Source organism: Rhodococcus sp. WWJCD1 (genome assembly GCF_002258735.1).
In the GTDB taxonomy this organism is placed as follows: domain Bacteria; phylum Actinomycetota; class Actinomycetes; order Mycobacteriales; family Mycobacteriaceae; genus Rhodococcoides.
This window is the reverse complement of record NZ_NOXY01000005.1, coordinates 220,630-242,310: the sequence shown is the minus strand read 5'-3', so window position 1 is coordinate 242,310 and position 21,681 is coordinate 220,630. Positions and strand designations below refer to the sequence as shown.

Sequence of the window (21,681 nt, the reverse complement as noted above, 5' to 3'; positions counted from 1 at the left end):
CGACGTGGTGGGTGAGAATCAGCTCTCGTCGGAGCTTTCCTCGTCCGTGGACTCTGCTTCTTCCTGAGTCTCGGCTTCGCCCTCTTCGGAGATGGGCTCGGTGCCTTCGCCGTCGGCCTCGAGGTCTTCCTCGGACGGAGCCTCGACGACGTTGACGAGGAGCGTCTCGCCGTCGGACACCAGGGTGACGCCGGACGGAAGGTCCAGGTCGGCTGCGGTGATCTGGGTACCGATCTGAGCCTCTTCGACGGAGACGACGAAGTTCTCGGGGATCTCCAGTGCGTCGGCCTCGATCTCGACCGCGGTCGAGTCGGTGGTGACGAGGGTGCCCGGTGCGGCGTCGCCCTCGACGATGATGTTGACCTCGACGGTGACGCGCTCGCCCTTCTTCAGGACGAGGAGGTCGGCGTGCTCGATGCTGCGACGGATCGGGTGCACGACGATCGACTTGGTGAGCGCCAGTTGCGACTTGCCGGCGATGTCGAGGGTGAGCACAGCGTTGGTGCCGTCGTTACGCAGCACAGCCGCGAACGCGCGAGCGTCCAGCGCGAGGTGCTGGGGGTCGGTGGCGTGTCCGTACAGAACGGCGGGAACGAGGCCGTCGCGACGTGCGCGGCGAGCTGCGCCCTTGCCGAATTCGGTGCGGACCTGCGCGGTGAGATTGTTTACCTTCGATGCCATGGTGCTACATGCTCCTGATAACTGTGGTTCGTGCGGCGTACTTCGTCGGGCGGTCAAGCTCGTCGGGGCGGACACGAACGAGCGCGGCCAACGGGGCCGAGCCGCGTCGATAACGGTGGATCCTGAAATCGTGGATCTACCCTCGCCGAGACAACCTGGAAGACAATACACGACCACGTCATGTGCGCGGAATTTCGACCCCTGCTACGAACTTTCGCGCACCTGCGAGCGCAGCGAGCAACTCGGCGGCAACATCACGCGCCACGGATATCGCATCGTCACGGCCGCCCGCGGTTCCCATCACCACCGCGCCCTCGTGCAGTACCGACAGTCGCGATCCCAGCTGTTCGGCGTTGGCATACCCGGCGTCGTCGGCCAATCGCGCGAACAGCGATCTGGTCCATTCCTTCTCGGACTTGATGATCTCGAGTACCGGGCTGTCGGTGCCGCCGAACTCGGCGAACGCGTTGACGAATCCGCAGCCGCGATGGTTGTCGCGCATCCACAGATCGAGGGCGTCGTACACCCCCAGGATGCGCGCGTCTCCCGGGGCGAGGGATTCGACGTACCGGCTCACGTGCTCGCACCACAGGCCGTAGCGGCGGGTGAGGTACCGCTGCACCAGGCCGTCCTTTGAGCCGAAGCGGTCGTACAGGGTCTTCTTGGTGGTGCCGGCTTCCTCGGCGATGAGGTCGACGCCGACGGCGCGAATTCCGCGGGCGTAGAACAGCTCGCTGGCGACGGTGAGAATGCGTTCTCCGGCGGGGGTGAGTGGCTTGTCGAGCATGGTTGCCTTCCGAAAGCGCTGGTGGGAAGCAGGTGCACTGCGAGTATACAGACCTGTATGTTTACATCGCTGCATGAAAGCAAATGTCGACGCCGTCGCAGGTACTGCCCTGGTGGTGCTGTGGAGTTCGGGGTTCATCGGAGCCGAGCTCGGTACAGCGCAAGCCCCCGCGCACACGCTGCTGGCCTGGCGCTATGTCGCGGCCGTGGTGCTACTGATCGCCTGGTGCCGATATCGACGGCTGACACCGACCTGGCACGCCATCCGAATTCACGCCGTCCTCGGCCTGTTCTGCCAGTTCCTCTACCTCGGGGCCACCATCACCGGCATCGGGATGGGCGTGCCGCCAGGTGTCGCCGCGCTGATCGCCGCCCTGCAGCCTCTGCTGGTCGCGTTGGCGTCGAGCAGGATCTTCGGCGAACGCGTCGGGGCGAGGCAGAGTCTGGGGCTCGTCGTCGGGATCGTCGGGGTAACGCTGGTCGTGGTGGGGGACATGTCCGGTGCGGATCTCGCCTGGCCCGTCTACTTGCTACCGGCCGCCGGGATGCTGGCTCTGTCGATAGGGACGATCGGTCAGCGAATCCTGGCACCGAAGGAGCCGATCGCGCTGTCGATGGCCATCCAATGTTCGATCAGCGCAGCCGGTTTCATGACATGGAGCATGCTGGCCGGAGATGCCGCACCGCCGATGACGGTGGGTTTCGGATTGGCCGTCGCCTGGACCGTGGTGCTGTCGACCTTCGGAGCATACGGCGCGTATCTGTTCGTGGTGCGTCGCAGCGGGCCCACCCGCGCCAGTGTGCTGCTTTACCTGACTCCGCCGACGACCATGGTGTGGGCCTGGCTCATGTTCGGCGATGCGATCACCTGGGTTGGAGTGGGTGGCCTCGTGGTCTCGGCAATCGGAGTGGCTACCTATGTGAGCGGAAGTGTGGAACGGGTCGTTTCGCGGGGTCCACTCCTGCCGACCCCTGCTACGAGCCCGGAGTGGAGCCTGCGGAACGACCGGAGAGCCGGTCACTCACCTGCGAGCGCAGCGAGCATCGTGTCCAGTTCGGCGAACGTGACGAAATAGTGGGGAGATGCGCGCACCACGGCGTCGAGTCCCCGGCCTGTCATGTCCAGTCGCGTCGAGCTGCGGTGGCTGACGGTCACCGTCACTTCCTCGGCGGCGAGTCGGTCGCGAACAGTGACGGGATCTTCACCGTCGACGGTGAAGGAGACGATGCCACTCTTGCGATCGCCCAGATCCTGCACCGTCACCCCGGGGATTTTTCGGAGTCCGGCGCGAAGGTACTCGGCACGTTCGGCGACGGCTTCTTCGACGTGGTCGATGCCGAGCTCGAGTAGATAGTCGACGGCAGCGCCGAGTGCGAGCCTGGCCGCGACGTCGCATTCCCAGAACTCGAATCGTGTGGCGTCGTCGGCCATTCGGTAGGTGGAGGTGTCTTCCCACTGAGCGCTGTGCAAATCGAGGGCCGGTGGATGCAGCGTCGACGCCAATCCTGGACGCAGGTAGAGAAATCCGGTTCCGCGCGGGCCACGAAGCCATTTGCGTCCGGTGGCGGACAGAGCGTCGACATCGAGCTCGGCGACGTCGACACGCATCTGCCCCATGGACTGGCAGGCGTCGAGCAGTACCAGGGCACCGTGTCGGTGGGCGAGATCTGCGACAGCGCGAGCGGGATTGATCAGACCGCCGTTGGTGGGTGCGTGCACCACCGAGACCAGCTTGACGCGATCGTCGAGCATGGTTGCCAGCGCGTCGATGTCGATTAGTCCCGATTCGTCGCTCGGAATCACCTCGACGATCGCTCCGGTGACCTCGGCGCGGTGGAGGGCGGAGATCGCGTTGCTGGCGTATTCGGCCTCGCACAGCAGAATTCGATCACCGGGGGAGAGCGGCACCGAGTAGAAGAAGTCGTTCCACGCGCGCGTCGCGGAGTCACTCAGTGCGATGCTCGACGCCGAAGCCCCGATCAACGTTCCGATCGATGTCTTCACCGCGGCGAGGTCGTTCGCTCGTTCGGTTGCGGCCCGGTAGCCACCGATTTCCGCTTCCCGGCGCAGGTGCGCGACGGCGGTATCGACGACGACGGTCGGCGGCAACGAGGACCCGGCGCTGTCGAGGAAGACCCGACCCGACGCACCGGGGGTGTCGCGGCGAATGCGGTCGTGATCGAGCATCGGGCGTCCTTCCTGTCAGGAACTCTCGGCATCAGGGTTGCACAATCGGTAGCCTCGATACGACGCGGGATCACGGCGTTTTCGATCCCCGCAGCTGGGTACGTTCGGTAGCGAAGAACGTGGTGAGTGCGGAAAGAAGGAAAAAGTGTCGTCGAACGAGAAATCCCTCGAGCTGAGCACACGCCCAGCAGCCGAGGCGTACGTGTCGAAAGTGTGTTTCAAGCTGGGTCCACCGGCCCTGATCGGTGCCGAACTCGAGTGGCTCACTGCCCTCGACGACGGAACGCGTCCCAGCCTCTCTTCGCTTGCAACTGCACTCGGTGATCACTCCCCGCGCAGTATCGCCCCCGAGTCACCCGCCCTGACGTTGCCGGGCGGAAGTATGGTCACCGTCGAACCCGGCGGCCAAGTCGAATTGTCCAGTTCGCCTTATACATCCGTTTCCGATCTCGCACCGATGCTCGACGCCGATGCCCGGTTGTTGCGAGACATGCTCGAGGACTCCGGCATCAACATCCTGGCGGTTCCGGCCGATACCGCGCGTGCTCCGGAACGGCTCCTCGTCCTGCCGAGATACTGCGCGATGGAGAACCGATTCACCACCATCGGCCCCTATGGCAAATTGATGATGTGCAACACGGCTGCCGCGCAGGTGAGTGTCGACGCCGGTCGTGATCGAGCCGAGGTTGCCGCGCGTTGGCGAATGCTCCACGTCATCGGCCCGGCCTTCGTGGCGGCATTCGCGCGATCCCCGGAACTCGAGGGAGCCCCGGAAGGAGTATGGGCGTCCCAGCGCATGCGGACGTGGCTCGAACTCGATTCCAGTAGAACGGATTCCAGCAGAACCGCGGTTCCCACTACCGGCGACCCGATTTCCGACTACGCACGGTGGGCTCTCGACGTGCCGCTGCTCTGCATACAGGGCGTCGACCAGAACTGGGAAGCGCCCGCGGGTACGACGTTCGCACAATGGTTGGCCGATCCAGGTGTCGTCGGGCGCGCACCAACATACGGGGATCTCGACTACCACCTGACCACCCTCTTTCCTCAGGTTCGAGCGTGCGGTCACCTCGAGATCCGTTACCTCGATGCCCAGCCGGACGGGCAGTGGGTGGTTCCTGCGGCGGCGTTCGAGGCGCTGTTGTCGACACCCGAGCTGGTGGCTCGCGCCACCGAGATCGGAGCAGGGACCGCCGGACGTTGGATCGACGCGGCGCGCGTCGGGCTGGGCGACCGCGATCTCCGATCGGCCGCAACCGAATTGCTGAAACTCGCGGCGGAGTTCGGCGGCGAGCACGCCGACTACCTGTCGGCGGCCGCTCGCCGATGTCACTCGGGCGAGCCCCCGAGCGAATTCGACTCTGCGACGCGGGAATTCCACACTCGAAAGGAATCGGTGTGAGCGCCGAACAACTCAGGAACAGGATCGAAACGGTCCTCACACGCAGCCGCGCCCGCAGCGCAGCACTCACCGATTGCGTGGACGAAACCGAACTGATGGCGCAGCATTCGCCGTTGATGAGCCCGCTGGTCTGGGATCTCGCGCACATCGGAAGTCAGGAAGAACTCTGGCTGGTTCGCGACGTCGGTGGCCGTGACCCAGTGCGTCCCGATATCGACGAGCTGTACGACGCGTTCAAGCACTCGCGTTCTTCACGAACGTCGCTTCCGCTGCTCACTCCCGACGAGGCGCGCGTCTACGTGCAAACCGTTCGAGACAAGGCCTGGGACGTGCTCGACCGCAGCACATTTGCGGGCAGGCCGGTCGAGAAGCACGGATTCGCGTTCGGCATGATCGCGCAGCACGAGCAGCAACACGACGAGACCATGCTGGCGACGCATCAATTGCGCTCGGGGCCCGCTGTTCTCGCCGCCCCTGCGCCGCCGTCGTCTGCGGTTCAGGTCTCGGGTGAGGCGATCATCTCCGGTGGGTCGTTCTCGATGGGCACCTCACTCGACCCGTGGGCGCTGGACAACGAACGTCCGGCCCACCCGGTGCACGTGCCCACGTTCGCGATGGACCGCGCCCCGATCACCAATGCACAGTTCGTCGAGTTCATCGAGGACGGCGGATACCGACGCCGCGATCTGTGGACCGAGAAGGGTTGGCAGCACCGCGTCGAGGCCGATCTCAGCGCTCCGCAGTTCTGGGAGCGCGATTCCGACGGCACGTGGTGGCGTCGAAGCTTCGGGGTGCGCCGTCCGGTGCGTCCGCACCAACCCGTCGTTCACGTGTGCTGGTTCGAGGCCGACGCGTACGCCCGGTGGGCGGGCAAGCGCCTACCGACGGAGGCGGAGTGGGAGAAGGCCGCGCGCTTCGATGCCGAGACCGGTACCAGCCGTGCCTACCCGTGGGGCGACGACGAACCCACTGCGGCGCATGCCAATCTGAATCAGCGGCACCTCGAACCGGCGGACGTGGGCGCGTATCCGGACGGTGCGTCCGCGGACGGCGTGCACCAACTCATCGGTGACGTCTGGGAATGGACGTCGTCGGACTTCGAGCCGTACCCCGGATTCGAGGCGTTCCCCTACGCCGAATACTCCGAGGTGTTTCTGCGAGGCGATTACAAGGTGTTACGCGGCGGCTCCTTCGGCACCGACGAAGTGGCGTGTCGAGGCACGTTCCGTAACTGGGACCACCCGATTCGCCGGCAGATCTTCAGCGGCTTCCGGTTGGCCCGCGACGTCGAGCCCAGCTGAATGTGCCGTCACCTGGGGTATCTCGGCCCCCGCACGTCCGTCGGGGGAGTGCTCACCGACGGTGAACACAGTTTACGTGTGCAGTCGTACGCCCCGAACGACATGCGCGGCGGGGGCACCATCAACGCCGACGGGTTCGGCGTCGCGTGGTGGCAGGACGGTTCGGTGCGCAGCTACCGCAATCCGATGCCCATCTGGACCGATCCGGCGGTCGATGATGTTCTGCCGCAGCTCCATTCGACGTCGGTGATCGCCGCGGTGCGATCGGCCACGGTGGGAATGCCGGTGGAACGATCGGCCTGCGCGCCGTTCACCGACGGCCGTTGGGCGTTCAGTCACAACGGTGTGGTTCGCGGCTGGCCCCACTCGCTGACCGACCTGTGGTCCGAGGTGCCACCGGTCGATGCACTCACGTTGCCTGCTCCGACCGACGCAGCCGCAGTCTGGATCGTGTTGCGGCAGTTACTCGACACTCTCGACCCGCCGGCAGCCCTCGCCACGTTGGTTCGGCGCATCGAAGCGCGTGCGCCGGGGTCCAGGCTCAACTTCCTCCTCGGCGATGGGGAGAACATGTACGCCACCGCAGTGCATCACGCATTGTCGGTCCGTCGTTCCGATGACGCCGTCACCATCGCATCCGAACCGACCGACGACAGTACCGACTGGACGCACATCGACGACCGCAGTCTTGTCGTTGCCACGGCGTCGGAGTTCACCGTTTCCCGTCTCGACGAAGAGGAGCACACATGAGCACTGTCGAGGTACACCTCGCAGACACAGCACTGGTGGACGAATTACGCAAGGATGTGCGAGACGGGTTGACGTCTTCACCGAAGTGGCTCTCGCCCAAGTACTTCTACGACGCACTGGGCAGCGAGTTGTTCGAGCAGATCACCGTGCTGCCGGAGTACTACCCGACCCGCACCGAGCGGGCACTCCTCGAAGAACATGCCCTCGACATCGCCGAGGCAACCGAATCGACGATGTTGATCGAGTTGGGCTCGGGCTCGTCGGAGAAGACGAAGATTCTGCTCGCTGCAGGGGTCAAGCACGGATCACTGAAAACGTATGTGCCGCAGGATGTATCCGTTACGGCGCTCGAGGGAGCCATCGAGCAGATCGCCCAGGAGTTCCCCGCTCTCGAGGTGCACGGCATCGTCAGTGATTTCACCGACACACTGCACAATCTGCCGGCGGGTAACTCACGCACCATTGCGTTTCTCGGCGGCACCTTGGGCAACCTCATCCCCGAGGAGCGCGAGGAATTTCTGAAGGCCATCGCCGACGCGCTCGATCCAGGAGAGCACCTGCTGCTCGGTGTCGGGCTGGTCATCGACCCGAAGGTTCTCGTTCCGGCGTACGACGACGCGGCCGGGGTGACGGCGGAGTTCAATCGAAACGTGCTGTCGGTGATCAATTCTCGCCTGGGCGGAAACTTCGATGCCGACGCGTTCGAGCATGTTGCGCTCTGGAATGCCGAGCAGGAGTGGATCGAGATGCGGCTACGGGCCTCGTCGCCGCAGGAGGTGTATCTCGCCGATCTCGATCTGCCCGTGCACTTCGACGCCGGCGAGGATCTGCGCACCGAAATCTCGGCGAAGTTTCGACCGGAAGGCATCACCGAAGAACTCGCCGCCGCGGGATTCGACGTCGACCATCTGTGGTCCGATGCAGAATCTCGCTTCGCGCTCATCCTCGCGCGCAAGGGTGGGTAGCGACCTATTCGGCGAGAGTCACATCCAGTTGCTGAGTGCCGATGACGCCGAGTAGATCCAGTTTCTCTCGGGCATCGGTTCCCGGTTGCGGCGAATAGACCAGGAGGTGTTGGCCCTCTTTCTGAGTCACGAGTGTCTCGCAGTGGACCGCGATTACGCCGAGTTCGGGATGCACGAAGCGTTTGGACGCCGACGTCTTGTATGCGACTCGGTGTTCGCTCCAAATCGTCTCGAACTCGGAACTGGCGGCGCGTAGACGCTCGACCAGTACAGCGACCTCAGGATCGCCTGCTCGCCTGGCCGACACTGCTCGAAGATCGGCGACGTGCTTGTGGCCCATCCGATCCCAGTCCTCGCGTACGAAGTTGCGGCGCGTGCCGGGATCGGTGAACCAACGCCACACCACGTACTTGCCGAGCCCGGTGTACCTGCGCGGGTCCTCGGCCAGCGCGAGGTACATCGCATTGTGCGCCACGATCTCACCGAGGTCGGTCACGACGCAGGCGGGTGTGTCGTCGAGCTTGGTCAACAGGTGCATGAGGCCGGGGCCGACGTGTTTGTCCGCACCCATCCGCGTCGGTGGTGATTGGCCGGCGAGGATGTAGAGATGGTCTCGCTCGTCGTCGTCCAACCTCAGGGCGCGGGCCAGCGCACTCAATATCTGAGTCGACGGGTGCGGCCCGCGGCGTTGTTCGAGGCGGGTGTAATAGTCGGTGGACATGCCGGCCAGCAGTGCCACCTCGTCGCGCCGCAGCCCGGGCGTGCGGCGTCGCGGTCCCGGTGCGACACCTACGTCGCCGGGAGTCAGAAGTTCCCGACGTCGTCGGAGAAAATCGGCCAGTTCGTCAAGTTCCACGTATCGAGTGTGCGCCTCGTCGCCGGTTCGAGCCAGGGATCGGCAGTCCTCCGACAACTGCTCTCTGCCGCAATTCTCGTCGGGAACGCACAGTGGACGACATGAACAGAACACAACTGGGAAAGTCCGGACCCACCGTTTCGCGTATCGGCCTCGGCGCGATGGGGATGTCCGGTGCATACGGCGAATCGAACGACCGGGAATCGATCCGCACCATCCATGCTGCTGTCGACGCAGGCGTCGATCTTGTCGACACCGGTGACTTCTACGGTGCCGGCCACAACGAGATGCTGATAGGAAGGGCACTGAAAGAGCGCAACCGGGACGACGTCGTGCTGTCGGTGAAATTCGGAGCCCTGCGCGGGCCTGACGGTGGATGGCTCGGCTTCGACGGCCGACCGGAGAGCGTCAAGAGTTCGCTCGGCTACACGTTGCAGCGGCTGGGTGTGGATCACGTCGACGTCTACCGGCCGGCTCGACTCGATCCACGGGTGCCGATCGAGGATACTGTCGGTGCCATTGCCGAGATGATCGAGGCGGGCTACGTCCGCCACATCGGTCTGTCCGAGATCGGTAGCGAGACACTGCGGCGAGCGGCGGCGGTGCACCCGATCAGCGATCTCCAGATCGAATACTCCATCGTCTCGCGCGGTATCGAGTCAGACATCCTCGATACCGCGCGTGAACTCGGCGTCGGAATCACGGCATACGGCGTGCTCTCACGTGGGTTGCTCAGCAACACGTTTCGAGCTCACAAGCCACTGTCCGCCGACGATTTCCGGGCACACAGCCCGCGATTTCAGGGGGAGAACCTCACCCGGAACGTCGAGTTGGTGGAACTACTCGCCGAAATCGCCGACGACCGCAGCATCACCGTCGCGCAGCTCGCCATCGCTTGGGTCATGTCTCGTGGTGACGATATCGTCCCGGTGATCGGTGCCCGCTCGGTCGAGCGGTTGATGGAAACCATTGCTGCTGAGGATATCTCGTTGAGCCCCGATGAGGTGGCCCGAATCGAGTCGGCCGTGCCGACGGATGCGGTCGCCGGCACCCGCTATGCCGAGTCTCAGATGGCGCAACTCGACAGCGAGGCCTGAGCAGAGGCGTCAGCCCACGGCGATGGCGTCGATTTCGATCATCTGACCCGGGATTGCCAACCTGGCCACCCCCAGCATCGTGGTGGTCGGTGCAACTCCTGCTGCTCCCAGTCTCGCCATGAGTACGCCGTAGTGCTGGAACAGGAGGTCGACGTCGGTGGTGTACACGCCCAGCCTCACCACGTTCGAGATCGACATCTCGGCCCCCGCCAACACTGCGTCCAGATTGTCGAGACTCAGCGTCAGCTGCGCTTTCATGTCTCCCTCGTGCACGGGCGCGGCGTCGCTGTTCGTCGAGGTCTGCCCGGAGCAGTAGAGGGTCCTGGTGTGTCCGGTGACCAGCTCGCCCTGGTGAAAGCCCAGAGCGACTGACCAGTTCACCGGGTCGATTGCAGTTCTTTCCATATCTTCGTCTCCGTCTCGTTCGTTTCCGATCGATACGAAGCAAGATTGACAGCGATACACGACACCCTCTGTCGTGTATTTCGGTACCGTTCGCGCATGCGTGCGGACAGGTTGGTCTCGCTGGTGCTTCTGTTGCGCCAGCGCGGCCGAATGACGGCCGACTCTCTCGCCGTCGAACTGGAAGTGTCGACTCGTACCGTGCTCCGCGACATCGATGCCCTGTCGACTGCGGGCGTCCCTGTCTACGCGGAGCGCGGCAGGCTGGGAGGGTTCGCGCTACTGCCTGGCTTCAGGACCGAATTTCCGGGCCTCAACCACGATGAGGCCCTGTCGCTACTGGCTGCAGTGGGATCGAACGGCGGAGAGCACGCGCTCGGCCTCGGATCCGGAGTGGTGTCAGCGCTCCGAAAGGGTGATGGACGCGTTGCCCGACGGCCATCACGACACCGCGCGTACTGCTGCCCGCCGGCTACTCATCGAGCCGGAGACAGACCTTCTGTCTCGACGGGTTGTCACCGAGCAGATACCCGCTCCCATCATGGACTCGGTTCGCAGGGCCGTGTTCGACGGCAGAAAGCTCCGGATTCTCTACGCGCCGAACGACCGAGATGCGCAGTGGCGCACGGTGGATCCTGTCGGCTTGGTCGCAGTGCGAAGCCGGAGCTACCTGCTGGCGACCCGAGACGGCGAAGACCGCACCTACCGACTTTCGCGGGTGCAGGACGCCGAGGTGCTTCTCGAGCCGGCCGAACGGCCGGACAGCGTGCATCTCGACCGGATGTGGCACGAGCGCAGCACCCGATTCAGGAACGGCGGCACCCCTGTGACGGTGTCGGCGCTCATCGACCCGAGGCGCCGGGAAGAACTGGCAGACACCGCATTGACCGTCACCGACGAGGATCTCGGCGGTGACGGTCGGTTGCGAATGGACATGACTTTCCAGGATGCGCGGCACGCTGAGTGGGCTCTGTGGCAACTCGGTACCGACGCGGAAGTCCTGGTGCCGCAGTCGTTGCGGGATGGTCTGTACGGCCGGGCCCTTGCAATCGCCGAGCGCTACAGACCACGCGATCAGGCGTCCGCCAACGCGAGTACCGGCGAGATCTGATTGGCACGTCGCGCCGGGGTCAGTGAGGCCCCGAGTGCGAGGAGTCCACCGCACAACACGGTTCCGGCGATGACTGCCCACGGGAGGGTGGGCGCGGTGAGTCCGCGGGAATCGAGTGAGCCCAGCAGCGATTGTGCTGCGGCCCAGCCGTACACGATGCCGAGGATCAGACCGAAGCCCATGGACGAGACCACCATCTGAGTACTTTCCGAGACGATCATCGCTCGAATCTGCTTGCGGGTGAATCCGAGTGCACGCAGCAGACCGATCTCACGGGTGCGCTGCAGAATGCTCAGCAGCAGGTTGTTCACCATTCCGACGGCCGCGATGACGGCCGAGAAGCCGATGAGTCCGGTCATGATTCCTACTGTCACGGTGAGCACTTGGCCGACCGTGGCCTCGTCGTATTCGTTGACGAGCATCGACCGGTAGCTGTACATCGCGACCGCGAACGTCGTCACCAACGTCACCCCGATCAACAGTCCCACCGCGGTACGGGTACTGCGATCCGGATAGCGAATCGCGTTGGCGGATGCCAATCGGGCAGCGGGTCCACGGCCGGACAGTCTCCCGACCAGTTTCAGTGTGGCGGGCAGAATGCGGTACGCCCCGACCATGATTCCGGTGAACGATGCGACACCACCGAGGAACGCGACCAGAACACCGCCCGGGTTGACCATCCCGATCAGGACACCGAGCCCCAGCAGAGCCACGCCGCCGGCGATGAGCACGATAGAGAGCGCGGTCCTGATCCGACGCGACCGCGGAGCCTCCACGCCCGTGTCGACGGCACCTCCGGTTGCCTGGACAGGTGTGACGTCCAGGACCTTTCGTGACCCCACATACGACGCGACGGTGGTCGTCAGCACCACGATCACGACGGGCAGAAGCACCACGGGCTGAACGGTCGTGTACTGGACATCCGGCAGCTGACCGGCCGAGACCGCAACGGCCCGGGCCAGGTGACTCGCGCCGACGCCGAGGACCATACCGACTGCGCCACCGAACAATCCGACGACGAGGCCCTCGCGGGCTACCGATCGGCGCAGGTCACGAGAGCGGGCTCCCAACAGTCGAAGGAGTGCGATGGTGCGGGTGCGCCCCGCGACGATCGTCGCGAACGTGTTCGAGGTGACCACCGCCGCGACGTACAACGCGAGGCCGATGAACACCAGCGCCACGCTGTACAGCGCGTTGACGGCAGCACCGTCGAGGTCTGAATCCCCGAAGATGTCGACCAGAAACGCGGTTGCCTGAATCAACACAACTCCGAAGAACGACGCCAGCGATGTCACCAGAATGCTGGCACCGTGCTCTTTCGACGCCTGAGCAGAAGTCAACGCACTCATCGGACGCTCTCCATTCCCAGCATGTAGCTCGAAATCTGTTCTGCGCTCGAACGCCCGAGCTCGTTGACGATTCGCCCATCGGCGAGGAAGACGATGCGATCGGCGTAGCTGGCTGCGATCGGATCGTGGGTGACCATGACGATCGACTGGCCGTACTCGCGCACCGCCGCGGCCAGGAGGCCGAGAACCTCGCGGCCGGTGCGGGAATCGAGGTTGCCGGTGGGCTCGTCGGCGAAGATGAGATGCGGTCGAGTCCCCAGCGCACGGGCGATCGCGACGCGCTGCTGCTGTCCGCCGGAGAGCTGATGTGGACGGTGGTTCACCCGACCTTGTAGTCCCAAGGTATCGATGAGTTGCTCGATCCAGGCCGACTCCTGTGCACTGGGTGCGCGGCCGTCGAGCTCGAACGGCAGCAGGATGTTGCCCCGAACATCCAGAGTGGGAACAAGATTGAAGGACTGGAAGATGAACCCGACTTGCTTGCGTCGCAACGTCGTCAGAGCGTCGTCGTTGGCCGAGGTGATGTCTGCACCGGCCAGCATCAAGTGACCCGAGCTGGCGTTGTCCAGTCCGGCCATGACGTGCATGAGCGTCGATTTGCCGGAACCGGACGGTCCCATGATGGCGGTGAACTGGCCGGCGTGAATGTCGAGAGAGACGTTGTCGAGGGCGCTCACCGGATTGGACGAGTCGCCGAAGTGCTTACTGACCTGAAATGCCCGTGCAACAGGGCTTGCTGTGATCGTCATGCCCACAACGCTATGAATTCGCCGGATCGAAGTAATCAGGCGCGAGTCTTCGCGTCGTACATCTGCAGGATGACATCGGCGTCAGTCCCGGGGTCAAGGCGAGTTCAGTCCGTGCTCGAATGCGTAGACCACCAGCTGCACTCGATCGCGCAGGTGCAGCTTGGCGAATATGCGGCTGATGTGTGTTTTCACCGTCGCTTCGCTCAGGTACTCCAGTTCGGCGATCTCGGAGTTGCTCAGCCCGCGGGCTGTGAGCCGGAAGAGCTCCTTCTCCCGCGCAGTGAGGGTCTCGAAGGCGGCCGGCACCGTCGGAACCGGAGGCGTCGGAGTGAAATGCGCCAACAAGCCGGTCGTCGCGGACGCGGCGATCACCGAGTTTCCGGCATGGACCGTACGGATCGCAGCGAGCAGAAACTCCGGGTCGGCATCCTTGAGCACGAATCCGCTTGCGCCCGAACGAATGGCTCGCGCAGCGCTCTCGTCCAGGTCGAACGTGGTGAGTACCAGAATGCGCGGTGGTGTGTCGGAGGCGGCCAGAATCTGCTCGGTCGCGGCGATACCGTCGAGCACCGGCATCCGGATGTCCATGAGCATCACGTCGGGAGTGACGGACGCTGCGAGTTCGACGGCTTCTCGTCCGTTGCCCGCCTCCCCGACGAATTCCAGGTCGGGCTGGGAGGAGATCAGCATGCGAATGCCGGCTCGGAACAGCTGCTGATCGTCGACCAGCGCAACTTCGATGCGATCGGAACTCACGTCGTGCCCTTCGTCGAGGGGGTGGTGGTGGGCAACCACGCCGTCACAGTCCATGACGAGGCGTCGCCGGTCGCTGTGCACGTGCCGCCGGAGAGGCCGGCGCGTTCCTTCATGCCGGCCACTCCGTGGCCGGACGATTCCGCCGCGGGAAGCCCCGGGAACACACTGTTTCGTACCGTCAGTTCGACGCCGGCAGAATCCGATTCGATGGCGACGGTCACCGGCGCGTTCGGATCGCCATGGCGCAGTGCATTGGTCAACGATTCCTGCGCGATGCGGTACAACGCCAGATGCGCTCCGGCACCCAACGACACGTCGCCGGTGTCGATCGAGGAGTCGATGTTCAGGCCGGTGGCGCGCATCTGGTCGAGCAGACGCTCCAGGTCGCCCGGACCGGGGGTCGGTAGATCGCCTTGGCTGTGGCGGAGCTGCCCCAGCAGCACCCGGACGTCGGACAGTGCCTCGCGCGCTGTGTCGGAGATCGTCGTCAGTGCAGTGTCGACGGCCGCGGGGTCCAGTGCACGCACGTAGCGTGCGCCATCGGCCTGAGCGATCACCACGGCCAGGGAATGCGCCACGATGTCGTGCATGTCCCGGGCAATTCGGTTGCGCTCCTGTTCGATTGCCACTTCATGTTCGGCTCGCGCCTGGTGTACCTCGGCGAGCTCGCGTGCGTGTGCCGATTCGATGGCTGTACGCCGGGCGTAGGCGAGTCGACCGAGCGCCCAGGACAGCCCGAGCATGGCCCACAGCGCAGCGAGGAGAACGGCGGCCTGCAGCAGCCTCGGTTCCTGAAATCCTGCATCGGTGGGCGCCCCGAATGGATTGCCGTCCACGAACGCCAGGTACAGCGCCGCTATCACTCCGCCGACGACGGCCGAGGCGAGACCGAGGCGTCGAACCACGTTGTCGCCGTACGCGGCCGAGCAGTACAGAATCGCGAAGATCGCTGTATCCGCCGACAGGGGGAGCACTCCGCTGACCATCTGTACGACGGCAAGGACCCAGGCGAGCGCCAAGGACCATCGTGGCGATCGGCGCCGGATGGCCAATGCGATGCCGAACCCGATCAGAACAGCTGCGCTCGGAGAACCGGAGGATTGGCTCAGAGTCGACGGCAGCAGGAGCAGAACGAAGACCACGGCGTAGGTGACATCGAGCACCTGCCGTGAGATCGAACGCTTGCGAAGCACTCGATCAGACTACGTGGATCAGTTGGTGCGGCGACGAGCCTTCTCGAGCGCGGCCAGTGTTGTCAGCACGGTGGTCCGCTGACGTTCGAGATCCTTCATGCGAGCGCGTGCGGGGAGGCCCTGAACGCCGTCGAGTGCGCTGATCTGCTCGTCGACGGAGGTGAGTTGGCCGAGCAACTTCTCCACGCGGGACTGCAGTTCGATCGCATCGATTCCGGTGACACCGGCCTGCGACTTCTTCGTCGGTGCCTTCGCCGGAGCGGAGGTCGACGAGGGTGAGGCCGGTGCGTTCACCGCGGCAGCGGCCCTGGGGCGCAACGCCTTGCGTACGGCGGCCGGGTCGGGAAGCTTCTCGAGCCGAATGCGGTTGAGGACCTCACGCGCATCGCGGGCGGTGACGCGGTACTCGCGCTCCTCGTCGTCCTCGGATGCCAGGGTGCCGCCCAGGGGCCGCAGACCGTACATGCCGATGAAGTGCTTGGCCTCGTCGATGACGGCTTCCTTCTCGCGGCACAGACCGCAGCGAGGCTCGTTCCTGAAGGTTTCGACGCTGTCGGTGCTGCCGCACCAGACGCACCCGCCCGGCGTCCATCGAGCAATTCTGACGGTAGTAGTTCCAGCCGGGCCGTTGAGAGAGTGCGCGTCGATCACGACGAGTCATCTTAGGTGACAACAAAACCCGCCCCACACACCCCCGTCTCGCGAGCTGCATATTCCGGTCGTCGACGTGACGTAGTTCATGCAGTGCGGACGGAGAGTGGGTGGGGCGGGTTCCGGTCGAGCGAAACAGACCTATTGTTATGCGCTGCCGTTGAAAAGGCTGGTGACGGAACCGTTTTCGAAGACCTCGCGGATGGTGCGGGCCAGCAGGGGTGCGATCGACAGCTCGGTGAGCGTCTCGAAGCGCTTCTCGTCGCTGATCGGGAGGGTGTTGGTGACGACGACTTCCTTGGCGCCGCAGTTGGCGAGGCGCTCGGCGGCCGGGTTGGACAGAACGCCGTGAGTCGCGGCGATGACGACGTCGCCCGCGCCTGCTTCCTTGAGAACCTTCACGGCGCCCGCGATGGTACCGCCGGTGTCGATCATGTCGTCGATGAGGATGCAGGTGCGACCCTCGACCTCGCCGACGACGCGGTTGGACTTGACCTGGTTGGGCACCAGCGGATCACGCGTCTTGTGGATGAAGGCCAGCGGTGCGCCGCCGAAGGAGTCCGCCCACTTCTCGGCGACGCGGACGCGGCCGGAGTCGGGGGAGACGACGGTGATGTGCTCGAGGCTGTACTTGCCGCGGATGTGATCGGCGAGCTGGCTGTGCGCGTGCATGTGATCGACGGGGCCGTCGAAGAAGCCCTGAATCTGATCGGTGTGCAGGTCGACGGTGATGATGCGGTCTGCACCTGCGGTCTTGAGCAGATCGGCGACGAGGCGAGCGGAGATGGGCTCGCGGCCGCGGTGCTTCTTGTCCTGGCGGGCGTACGGGTAGAACGGGAGGATCGCGGTGATGCGCTTGGCCGATCCACGCTTGAGAGCGTCGATCATGATCAGCTGTTCCATCAGCCAGGTGTTGAGCGGGAACGGATGCGACTGCAGAACGAACGCGTCCGATCCGCGGACCGACTCCTCGAAGCGCACGAAGATCTCGCCGTTGGCGAAGTCACGTGCCGTCTGCGGGGTGATCTCGATGCCGAGTTCCTTGGCGACCTGCTCGGCCAACTCCGGATGTGCTCGACCAGAGAACAACATCAGGTTCTTCTGGTTGTCGATCCAATTGGGGGTGCTCACTGCTGTTCGCCGTCCTTTTGTTCGTGCCGATCACGATCTGCGAGCGCCGCTGCCTGCGCAGCTTCGGTTCCGGGCCTGTTGTCGATGACCCAGCCTTCGATATTGCGTTGCTTGCCACCGGAGACGGCCAGCGCGCCGGGAGGAACATCTTCCCGAACCACTGTCCCTGCGCCGGTGTAAGCGCCGTCGCCCACGTGAACGGGAGCGACGAACGTCGAGTCGGAACCGGTCCGTACATGGGATCCGATTTCCGTGCGGCTCTTGTTGACGCCGTCGTAGTTGGCGAAGACGTTGGAGCAACCGATGTTGCTGTGGTCGCCGATCGTGGCATCGCCGACGTAGGTCAGGTGCGGAACCTTGGTGTGGTTGCCGATCGTCGCGTTCTTGGTCTCGACGTAGGCACCGAGCTTGCCGCCGGTGCCGAGAACGGTGCCCGGACGCAGGTACGTGAACGGTCCGACGGTGGCATCCGGTCCGATCACGGCCTGCTCGGCGTGGGTGCGCACCACCGACGCGCGTTCCCCGATCTCGACGTCACGCAGGGTCGAATCCGGCCCGACGACCGCGTCGTCGGCGATATGGGTTTTGCCGTGCAGCTGGACACCGGGCTCGAGGCGAACGTCCGCACCGAGAGTGACATCGATGTCGATCCACGTGGTCGACGGGTCGACGACGGTGACGCCTGCCCGCATGTGCCGCTCGATGATGTGGCGATTGAGTACCGACGTGACGTGCGACAGCTGCACGCGATCGTTGACGCCCACCACCAGGTCGGGATCGGCGAGCTGGGTGCCGTAGACAGCCTTGCCGTCGGCCTTGCTGATCTTGACGACGTCGGTCAGATACAGCTCGTGCTGGGCATTGGCGGTGCTGAGCTTGCCGAGTGCGGTGCGCAGCGCCACCGCGTCGAACGCGTAGACGCCGGAGTTGACCTCGCCGATCAGCACCTGCGCGGGGGTGGCGTCGGCGTGTTCGACGATCTCGGCCACCTCGCCGTCGTCGGTGCGAACGATGCGGCCGTAGCCGTTGGCATCGTCCGGGACGAAGGTCAGCACCGTCGCGGCCGCGGGACGCGGGGCACTCAGATGCTCGTCGAGCAATGCCTTGAGGGTGTGGCCGTCGAGCAGAGGGACGTCGGCCGCGGTGACGAGGATCGTGCCCTCGAAGTCGTCCGGGAGCGCGGCCAGGCCGCACTGCACGGCATGTCCGGTACCCAACTGTCGATCCTGAACAGCGGTGTGGATGGTGCGACCCAAGGTGGCCGCGAGATCGTGCACGGCGGAAGAAACTCGTTCACGATCGTGTCCGACGACGGTAACCAGGTGGTCGGGCCCGAGGTCGGCGGCCGCGTGAAGGGCGTGCGCGAGCATCGTGCGTCCGGCGAGAGGATGCAGAACTTTCGGGGTCTTCGAGCGCATTCGGGTACCTGCACCCGCAGCGAGAACGACCACGGCGGTCTGCACAGGCATTGAGCTCCTCAGGCGGTAACGCGAAAGACGGGCATGCGTGAATGATGTTGCTCGCTCCGCCGCCAGGACTCGAACCTGAACTATCTGAACCAAAATCAGAGGTGCTGCCATTACACCACGGCGGATAATCGACCGGTGGTACAGACAGTGGCCGACGAATCGAACGACGCATTCGTCAAGCCGTTGCGCTCCCACCGAGCGCAACGATCCTCGCATGAGAGGTAGTGGTGAGTCGAACCGCGACGTATAACAGACCGGGCAGGTCGTTCCCACAGGCACACCAATGGGATGGATCGGACATCGCTAGGGTGAGGTGGTCGTCGATTCCGGCGTCAGGACGTGCACGGTCGGTAACGGAAGCGGTTTCCATGTCAGCCTCGGAGCAAGAACGCTCACCTCGAGTTCGGATGACCGGCACTCAACGTCGCGAGCAGCTGATCGAGGTGGGACGGACGCTCTTCGCCGAACGTGGCTACGAGGCCGCGTCGGTGGAGGAGATCGCCGGACGTGCCAACGTGTCCAAGCCGGTCGTCTACGAACATTTCGGCGGTAAAGAAGGCCTCTACGCCGTCATCGTCGACCGTGAGATGTCCACGTTGCTGGGGATGATCACCAAATCTCTCGACCTCAATCGATCGCGAATCCGTGTGGAACGTGTCGCGCTCGCGCTGCTGACCTACATCGAGGATCGGACCGACGGTTTCCGCATTCTCGTTCGTGATTCCCCTGCCTCTGCCGAGGACGGCAAGTACTCGTCCCTGCTCAACGAGGCCATCGGACGCGTCGGACATATGTTGGCCGGAGACTTCTCGCGTCGCGGCCTCGATCCCGAGTTCGCCCCGATGTATGCCCAGGCCCTGGTCGGAATGGTGTCGATGACGGCGCAGTGGTGGCTGGACGTGCGCACTCCCTCGAAGGAAGTGGTGGCTGCACACGTGGTCAACCTGTGCTGGAACGGGTTGACAAACCTGGAAGCGGACCCTCGACTGACCGAGGAATGAGTACCCGGTTTCGTCTCTTCGCGGTGAAAGAGGGGGTATCGTCCCCTTTGTCGGCCATGAGAGCTGTGTCACTCACGGCACAGTGCTCAACCGGACCGATGCATGTTGGCATGAGACGTAAAGCCACTCAGTGGTACCGTTCGGGCGTAATTTGCGCAGTGTCAGTACAGAATCGCGAAGGCGGATCCTATGGTCAGGCAGGCCCGCGCTGAGATAACCCGCGACACCGTGCTCGCGGGCGCAGCGAATGTATTCCTGCGCCTCGGGTACGCGAACGCGAGTCTCAGCGAGATCATCTCTCAGTCTCAGGTCACCAAAGGCGCTCTGTACTTCCATTTCGGTTCCAAGGAAGAATTGGCGCGTGCGGTCATCGACGAGGGCAACACTCGTCTGACCACTGCCTGCTCGCAGTTCAACGATGGTCGCATCCCCGCACTCGAAGCGGCTATCGGCATCTCCTACATCGTCGTCGATCTCTCGGTCAGCGATCCCATGGTCTCGGCCATGCTCCGATTGAGCCATCAGATCGGTGACTACCGAGGCACCGAGGGCAATGTGATGGCCGGCTGGAGCGAGTCGTTCGACAGGCTCGCCGCCAAGGCGATCGCGCAGGGCGACATCGATCCCAACTCGGATTCACGCACCATCGGTTCGCTCGTACTCGAGATTCTCACCGGCGTGCACATGGTTGCGGTCGCCACCTCCACCACCGAGGAACTGCCCTCGCGCATGGAGCGACTCTGGTACTACCTCCTGCCGGCCCTTGTTCCTGCCAACAAGTTGGACTACTTCCGCGAGTTCGCGGCTCGTCGAGTCATCCGCTTCGGCCCGTAACTCACGAGTTCTCCGCAACGAAGTCTGCAATATCGCCCTGGAGGCGATCCGGATATTCGCCGTTGACGGCATGTGAGGCGTCGGGATAGAGCCGCACGGTCCCGTCGGGAAGCGCCCGTTCTGCCGTGGCGACGGCATCCGTGGCGTCGTGCATCACGGACTTTCCTGCGATGACGGCCAGTAGCGGCACCTCGAGTGTCGCTAGGCGTTCTTCGGTGATTCGCGTGGGCTGCGGCAGTTTCAGCGAGTAGCCCTGCATTCCGACCTCGATCATGTCTGCAATCGGAACGTTCTGGACCTCGGCACCGCCCGCGGTGTACGAGTTGAAGCCGTCTCGCCATGACTTCGGCAGCCACGGTACGGCGGCAGGGAGCGCGCGGATCGCGGTGCTCCAGGGGATGTCGGAAAAGACCTCCACAGGGTCGATCAGTGTGAGGGAGGCGATGCGGGAGCTGTCGTGCAGTGCCAGGTTCGCCGCCGTCCACCCGCCGATGGACAGCCCGATCACGTGCACTTTGTCGACGGGCAGAGCCGCGAGGGTCTGCGCGAGCCAGTCTGCCTGATCTTCGTCACCGGAGATCGGACGTTCTTGAATACTGCGACCCGGTTCGCCCAGTAGATCGACGGTGTAGACGTCCCCGATCGTCAGCAGGCCCGGAAGATTCGCTGCCCAGACCGGGGTCGCGGAGGACCGCCCAGGTAGGAGTAGTAGCGGGTGCGTGGAGCCGCCCGTGCCGGCAAACCGATAGACGCGGACGACGCCATAGTCGGTGCGAACGTCGATTGTTTCTGCCGGGGTGGGTAGATCTTCGAAAGCGCGGTCGTATGCGGCGAGAAATCGATCCTCGCTCTCTGCGCTGTTCCAGTGCCCAACAGGTGAGGGGGATCGGAGCGCGAACGTGAGGGCGAGCGCGCCGACGGTCAACGCCCCGGCTGCGATCTTCAGGTATCGACGGCGTGTTTTCGGTACTCGATCGTTCATGTCCGGTCTCCTAACCGATCGGTAAGT

The 21,681-nt window shown here is 64.3% G+C and carries 21 protein-coding genes, 1 tRNA gene and 1 pseudogene; 9 read left to right on the top strand and 14 right to left on the bottom strand.

What is annotated here, in order from left to right:
• Positions 1 to 18: 18 nt before the first annotated feature.
• Both CH286_RS02880 and CH286_RS02875 read right to left on the bottom strand, forming a co-directional pair.
• Positions 19 to 681 (bottom strand): 50S ribosomal protein L25/general stress protein Ctc, encoded by a 663-nt coding sequence (locus CH286_RS02880; RefSeq protein ID WP_032404287.1) that lies wholly within the window; start codon positions 679 to 681, stop codon positions 19 to 21.
• A gap of 178 nt (positions 682 to 859) precedes the next feature.
• Entirely contained in the window at positions 860 to 1,468 is a 609-nt protein-coding gene (locus tag CH286_RS02875; RefSeq protein ID WP_094608284.1) for a TetR/AcrR family transcriptional regulator, read from the bottom strand.
• A 73-nt stretch (positions 1,469 to 1,541) separates the two neighbouring features.
• Here CH286_RS02875 and CH286_RS27575 point away from each other — a divergent pair, with 73 nt between their 5' ends.
• Complete coding sequence (locus CH286_RS27575) at positions 1,542 to 2,543, top strand: DMT family transporter (protein ID WP_176458114.1); 1,002 nt, start codon at positions 1,542 to 1,544, stop codon at positions 2,541 to 2,543.
• Here the strand turns inward: CH286_RS27575 and CH286_RS02860 are convergent.
• Positions 2,486 to 3,655, bottom strand: coding sequence for an aminotransferase class V-fold PLP-dependent enzyme (locus CH286_RS02860; RefSeq protein ID WP_094608283.1), 1,170 nt, complete (start codon positions 3,653 to 3,655; stop codon positions 2,486 to 2,488). The genes CH286_RS27575 and CH286_RS02860 overlap by 58 nt on opposite strands.
• A 145-nt stretch (positions 3,656 to 3,800) precedes the next feature.
• Here CH286_RS02860 and egtA point away from each other — a divergent pair, with 145 nt between their 5' ends.
• Genes egtA through egtD form a run of 4 tightly spaced genes read left to right on the top strand, consistent with a single transcriptional unit; the run spans position 3,801 to position 8,073 of the window.
• Positions 3,801 to 5,057, top strand: coding sequence for an ergothioneine biosynthesis glutamate--cysteine ligase EgtA (gene egtA / locus CH286_RS02855; protein WP_094608282.1), 1,257 nt, complete (start codon positions 3,801 to 3,803; stop codon positions 5,055 to 5,057).
• Complete coding sequence (gene egtB, locus CH286_RS02850; RefSeq protein WP_176458113.1) at positions 5,054 to 6,358, top strand: ergothioneine biosynthesis protein EgtB; 1,305 nt, start codon at positions 5,054 to 5,056, stop codon at positions 6,356 to 6,358. The genes egtA and egtB overlap by 4 nt, the downstream gene beginning before the upstream one ends.
• A complete protein-coding gene (gene egtC, locus CH286_RS02845; RefSeq protein ID WP_037155211.1) occupies positions 6,359 to 7,108 on the top strand; it encodes an ergothioneine biosynthesis protein EgtC in 750 nt (249 codons plus the stop codon).
• A complete protein-coding gene (gene egtD / locus CH286_RS02840; protein WP_037155214.1) occupies positions 7,105 to 8,073 on the top strand; it encodes an L-histidine N(alpha)-methyltransferase in 969 nt (322 codons plus the stop codon). Before egtC ends, egtD begins: the two co-directional genes overlap by 4 nt.
• Before the next feature lie 4 nt (positions 8,074 to 8,077).
• Here the strand turns inward: egtD and CH286_RS02835 are convergent, their stop codons facing one another.
• Complete coding sequence (locus CH286_RS02835) at positions 8,078 to 8,929, bottom strand: helix-turn-helix transcriptional regulator (RefSeq protein ID WP_094608385.1); 852 nt, start codon at positions 8,927 to 8,929, stop codon at positions 8,078 to 8,080.
• A 101-nt stretch (positions 8,930 to 9,030) separates the two neighbouring features.
• Between CH286_RS02835 and CH286_RS02830 the strand changes: the two genes are divergently transcribed.
• Positions 9,031 to 10,026 carry an aldo/keto reductase gene (locus CH286_RS02830; protein WP_094608384.1) on the top strand — a complete coding sequence of 332 codons (996 nt, stop codon included), beginning with the start codon at positions 9,031 to 9,033 and terminating at the stop codon, positions 10,024 to 10,026.
• Between the two features lie 9 nt (positions 10,027 to 10,035).
• Here the strand turns inward: CH286_RS02830 and CH286_RS02825 are convergent, their stop codons facing one another.
• Positions 10,036 to 10,431: a RidA family protein gene (locus tag CH286_RS02825; protein ID WP_094608280.1), complete on the bottom strand. Its 396-nt coding sequence runs from the start codon at positions 10,429 to 10,431 to the stop codon at positions 10,036 to 10,038.
• Between the two features lie 96 nt (positions 10,432 to 10,527).
• Here CH286_RS02825 and CH286_RS02820 point away from each other — a divergent pair.
• Positions 10,528 to 11,539, top strand: a pseudogene (locus tag CH286_RS02820) (helix-turn-helix transcriptional regulator).
• Here the strand turns inward: CH286_RS02820 and CH286_RS02815 are convergent.
• The 8 genes from CH286_RS02815 to CH286_RS02780 form a co-directional block, all read right to left on the bottom strand.
• Entirely contained in the window at positions 11,503 to 12,888 is a 1,386-nt protein-coding gene (locus tag CH286_RS02815) for an ABC transporter permease (protein ID WP_094608279.1), read from the bottom strand. The pseudogene CH286_RS02820 and the gene CH286_RS02815 sit on opposite strands and share 37 nt — an antisense overlap.
• Entirely contained in the window at positions 12,885 to 13,637 is a 753-nt protein-coding gene (locus CH286_RS02810; RefSeq protein WP_094608278.1) for an ABC transporter ATP-binding protein, read from the bottom strand. The genes CH286_RS02815 and CH286_RS02810 overlap by 4 nt, the downstream gene beginning before the upstream one ends.
• Before the next feature lie 93 nt (positions 13,638 to 13,730).
• Positions 13,731 to 14,393 carry a response regulator gene (locus CH286_RS02805; protein ID WP_032404276.1) on the bottom strand — a complete coding sequence of 221 codons (663 nt, stop codon included), beginning with the start codon at positions 14,391 to 14,393 and terminating at the stop codon, positions 13,731 to 13,733.
• Positions 14,390 to 15,586, bottom strand: a complete 1,197-nt coding sequence (locus CH286_RS02800; RefSeq protein ID WP_032404275.1) for a sensor histidine kinase — start codon at positions 15,584 to 15,586, stop codon at positions 14,390 to 14,392. The genes CH286_RS02805 and CH286_RS02800 overlap by 4 nt, the downstream gene beginning before the upstream one ends.
• A gap of 18 nt (positions 15,587 to 15,604) precedes the next feature.
• Complete coding sequence (locus tag CH286_RS02795) at positions 15,605 to 16,237, bottom strand: hypothetical protein (RefSeq protein ID WP_230592568.1); 633 nt, start codon at positions 16,235 to 16,237, stop codon at positions 15,605 to 15,607.
• Between the two features lie 147 nt (positions 16,238 to 16,384).
• Positions 16,385 to 17,368, bottom strand: coding sequence for a ribose-phosphate diphosphokinase (locus CH286_RS02790; RefSeq protein WP_032377257.1), 984 nt, complete (start codon positions 17,366 to 17,368; stop codon positions 16,385 to 16,387).
• Complete coding sequence (gene glmU, locus CH286_RS02785) at positions 17,365 to 18,837, bottom strand: bifunctional UDP-N-acetylglucosamine diphosphorylase/glucosamine-1-phosphate N-acetyltransferase GlmU (protein WP_032377256.1); 1,473 nt, start codon at positions 18,835 to 18,837, stop codon at positions 17,365 to 17,367. Before glmU ends, CH286_RS02790 begins: the two co-directional genes overlap by 4 nt.
• A 54-nt stretch (positions 18,838 to 18,891) precedes the next feature.
• Positions 18,892 to 18,962 (bottom strand) — tRNA-Gln (locus tag CH286_RS02780).
• A gap of 243 nt (positions 18,963 to 19,205) precedes the next feature.
• On the opposite strand from CH286_RS02780, the gene CH286_RS02775 reads away from it, so the two are divergent.
• Positions 19,206 to 19,838 (top strand): TetR/AcrR family transcriptional regulator, encoded by a 633-nt coding sequence (locus tag CH286_RS02775; protein ID WP_080730482.1) that lies wholly within the window; start codon positions 19,206 to 19,208, stop codon positions 19,836 to 19,838.
• A 189-nt stretch (positions 19,839 to 20,027) separates the two neighbouring features.
• On the top strand, positions 20,028 to 20,672 hold the full coding sequence (locus CH286_RS02770; RefSeq protein ID WP_032377254.1) for a ScbR family autoregulator-binding transcription factor: 645 nt from the start codon (positions 20,028 to 20,030) through the stop codon (positions 20,670 to 20,672).
• A gap of 1 nt (position 20,673) precedes the next feature.
• On the opposite strand, the gene CH286_RS02765 is transcribed toward CH286_RS02770, so the two are convergent.
• A complete protein-coding gene (locus tag CH286_RS02765; RefSeq protein WP_094608277.1) occupies positions 20,674 to 21,654 on the bottom strand; it encodes an alpha/beta fold hydrolase in 981 nt (326 codons plus the stop codon).
• Positions 21,655 to 21,681 lie beyond the last annotated feature (27 nt).

Coding starts and splice junctions, on each gene's coding strand:
- CH286_RS02860 (WP_094608283.1), bottom strand. CDS start 3,655: ATGCTCGATCACGACCGCATTCGCCGCGACACCCCCGGTGCGTCGGGT.
- egtD (WP_037155214.1), top strand. CDS start 7,105: ATGAGCACTGTCGAGGTACACCTCGCAGACACAGCACTGGTGGACGAA.
- CH286_RS02775 (WP_080730482.1), top strand. CDS start 19,206: ATGTCAGCCTCGGAGCAAGAACGCTCACCTCGAGTTCGGATGACCGGC.
- CH286_RS02765 (WP_094608277.1), bottom strand. CDS start 21,654: ATGAACGATCGAGTACCGAAAACACGCCGTCGATACCTGAAGATCGCA.
- CH286_RS02880 (WP_032404287.1), bottom strand. CDS start 681: ATGGCATCGAAGGTAAACAATCTCACCGCGCAGGTCCGCACCGAATTC.
- CH286_RS27575 (WP_176458114.1), top strand. CDS start 1,542: ATGAAAGCAAATGTCGACGCCGTCGCAGGTACTGCCCTGGTGGTGCTG.
- CH286_RS02810 (WP_094608278.1), bottom strand. CDS start 13,637: ATGACGATCACAGCAAGCCCTGTTGCACGGGCATTTCAGGTCAGTAAG.
- CH286_RS02875 (WP_094608284.1), bottom strand. CDS start 1,468: ATGCTCGACAAGCCACTCACCCCCGCCGGAGAACGCATTCTCACCGTC.
- CH286_RS02825 (WP_094608280.1), bottom strand. CDS start 10,431: ATGGAAAGAACTGCAATCGACCCGGTGAACTGGTCAGTCGCTCTGGGC.
- CH286_RS02770 (WP_032377254.1), top strand. CDS start 20,028: ATGGTCAGGCAGGCCCGCGCTGAGATAACCCGCGACACCGTGCTCGCG.
- CH286_RS02815 (WP_094608279.1), bottom strand. CDS start 12,888: ATGAGTGCGTTGACTTCTGCTCAGGCGTCGAAAGAGCACGGTGCCAGC.
- glmU (WP_032377256.1), bottom strand. CDS start 18,837: ATGCCTGTGCAGACCGCCGTGGTCGTTCTCGCTGCGGGTGCAGGTACC.
- CH286_RS02830 (WP_094608384.1), top strand. CDS start 9,031: ATGAACAGAACACAACTGGGAAAGTCCGGACCCACCGTTTCGCGTATC.
- egtC (WP_037155211.1), top strand. CDS start 6,359: ATGTGCCGTCACCTGGGGTATCTCGGCCCCCGCACGTCCGTCGGGGGA.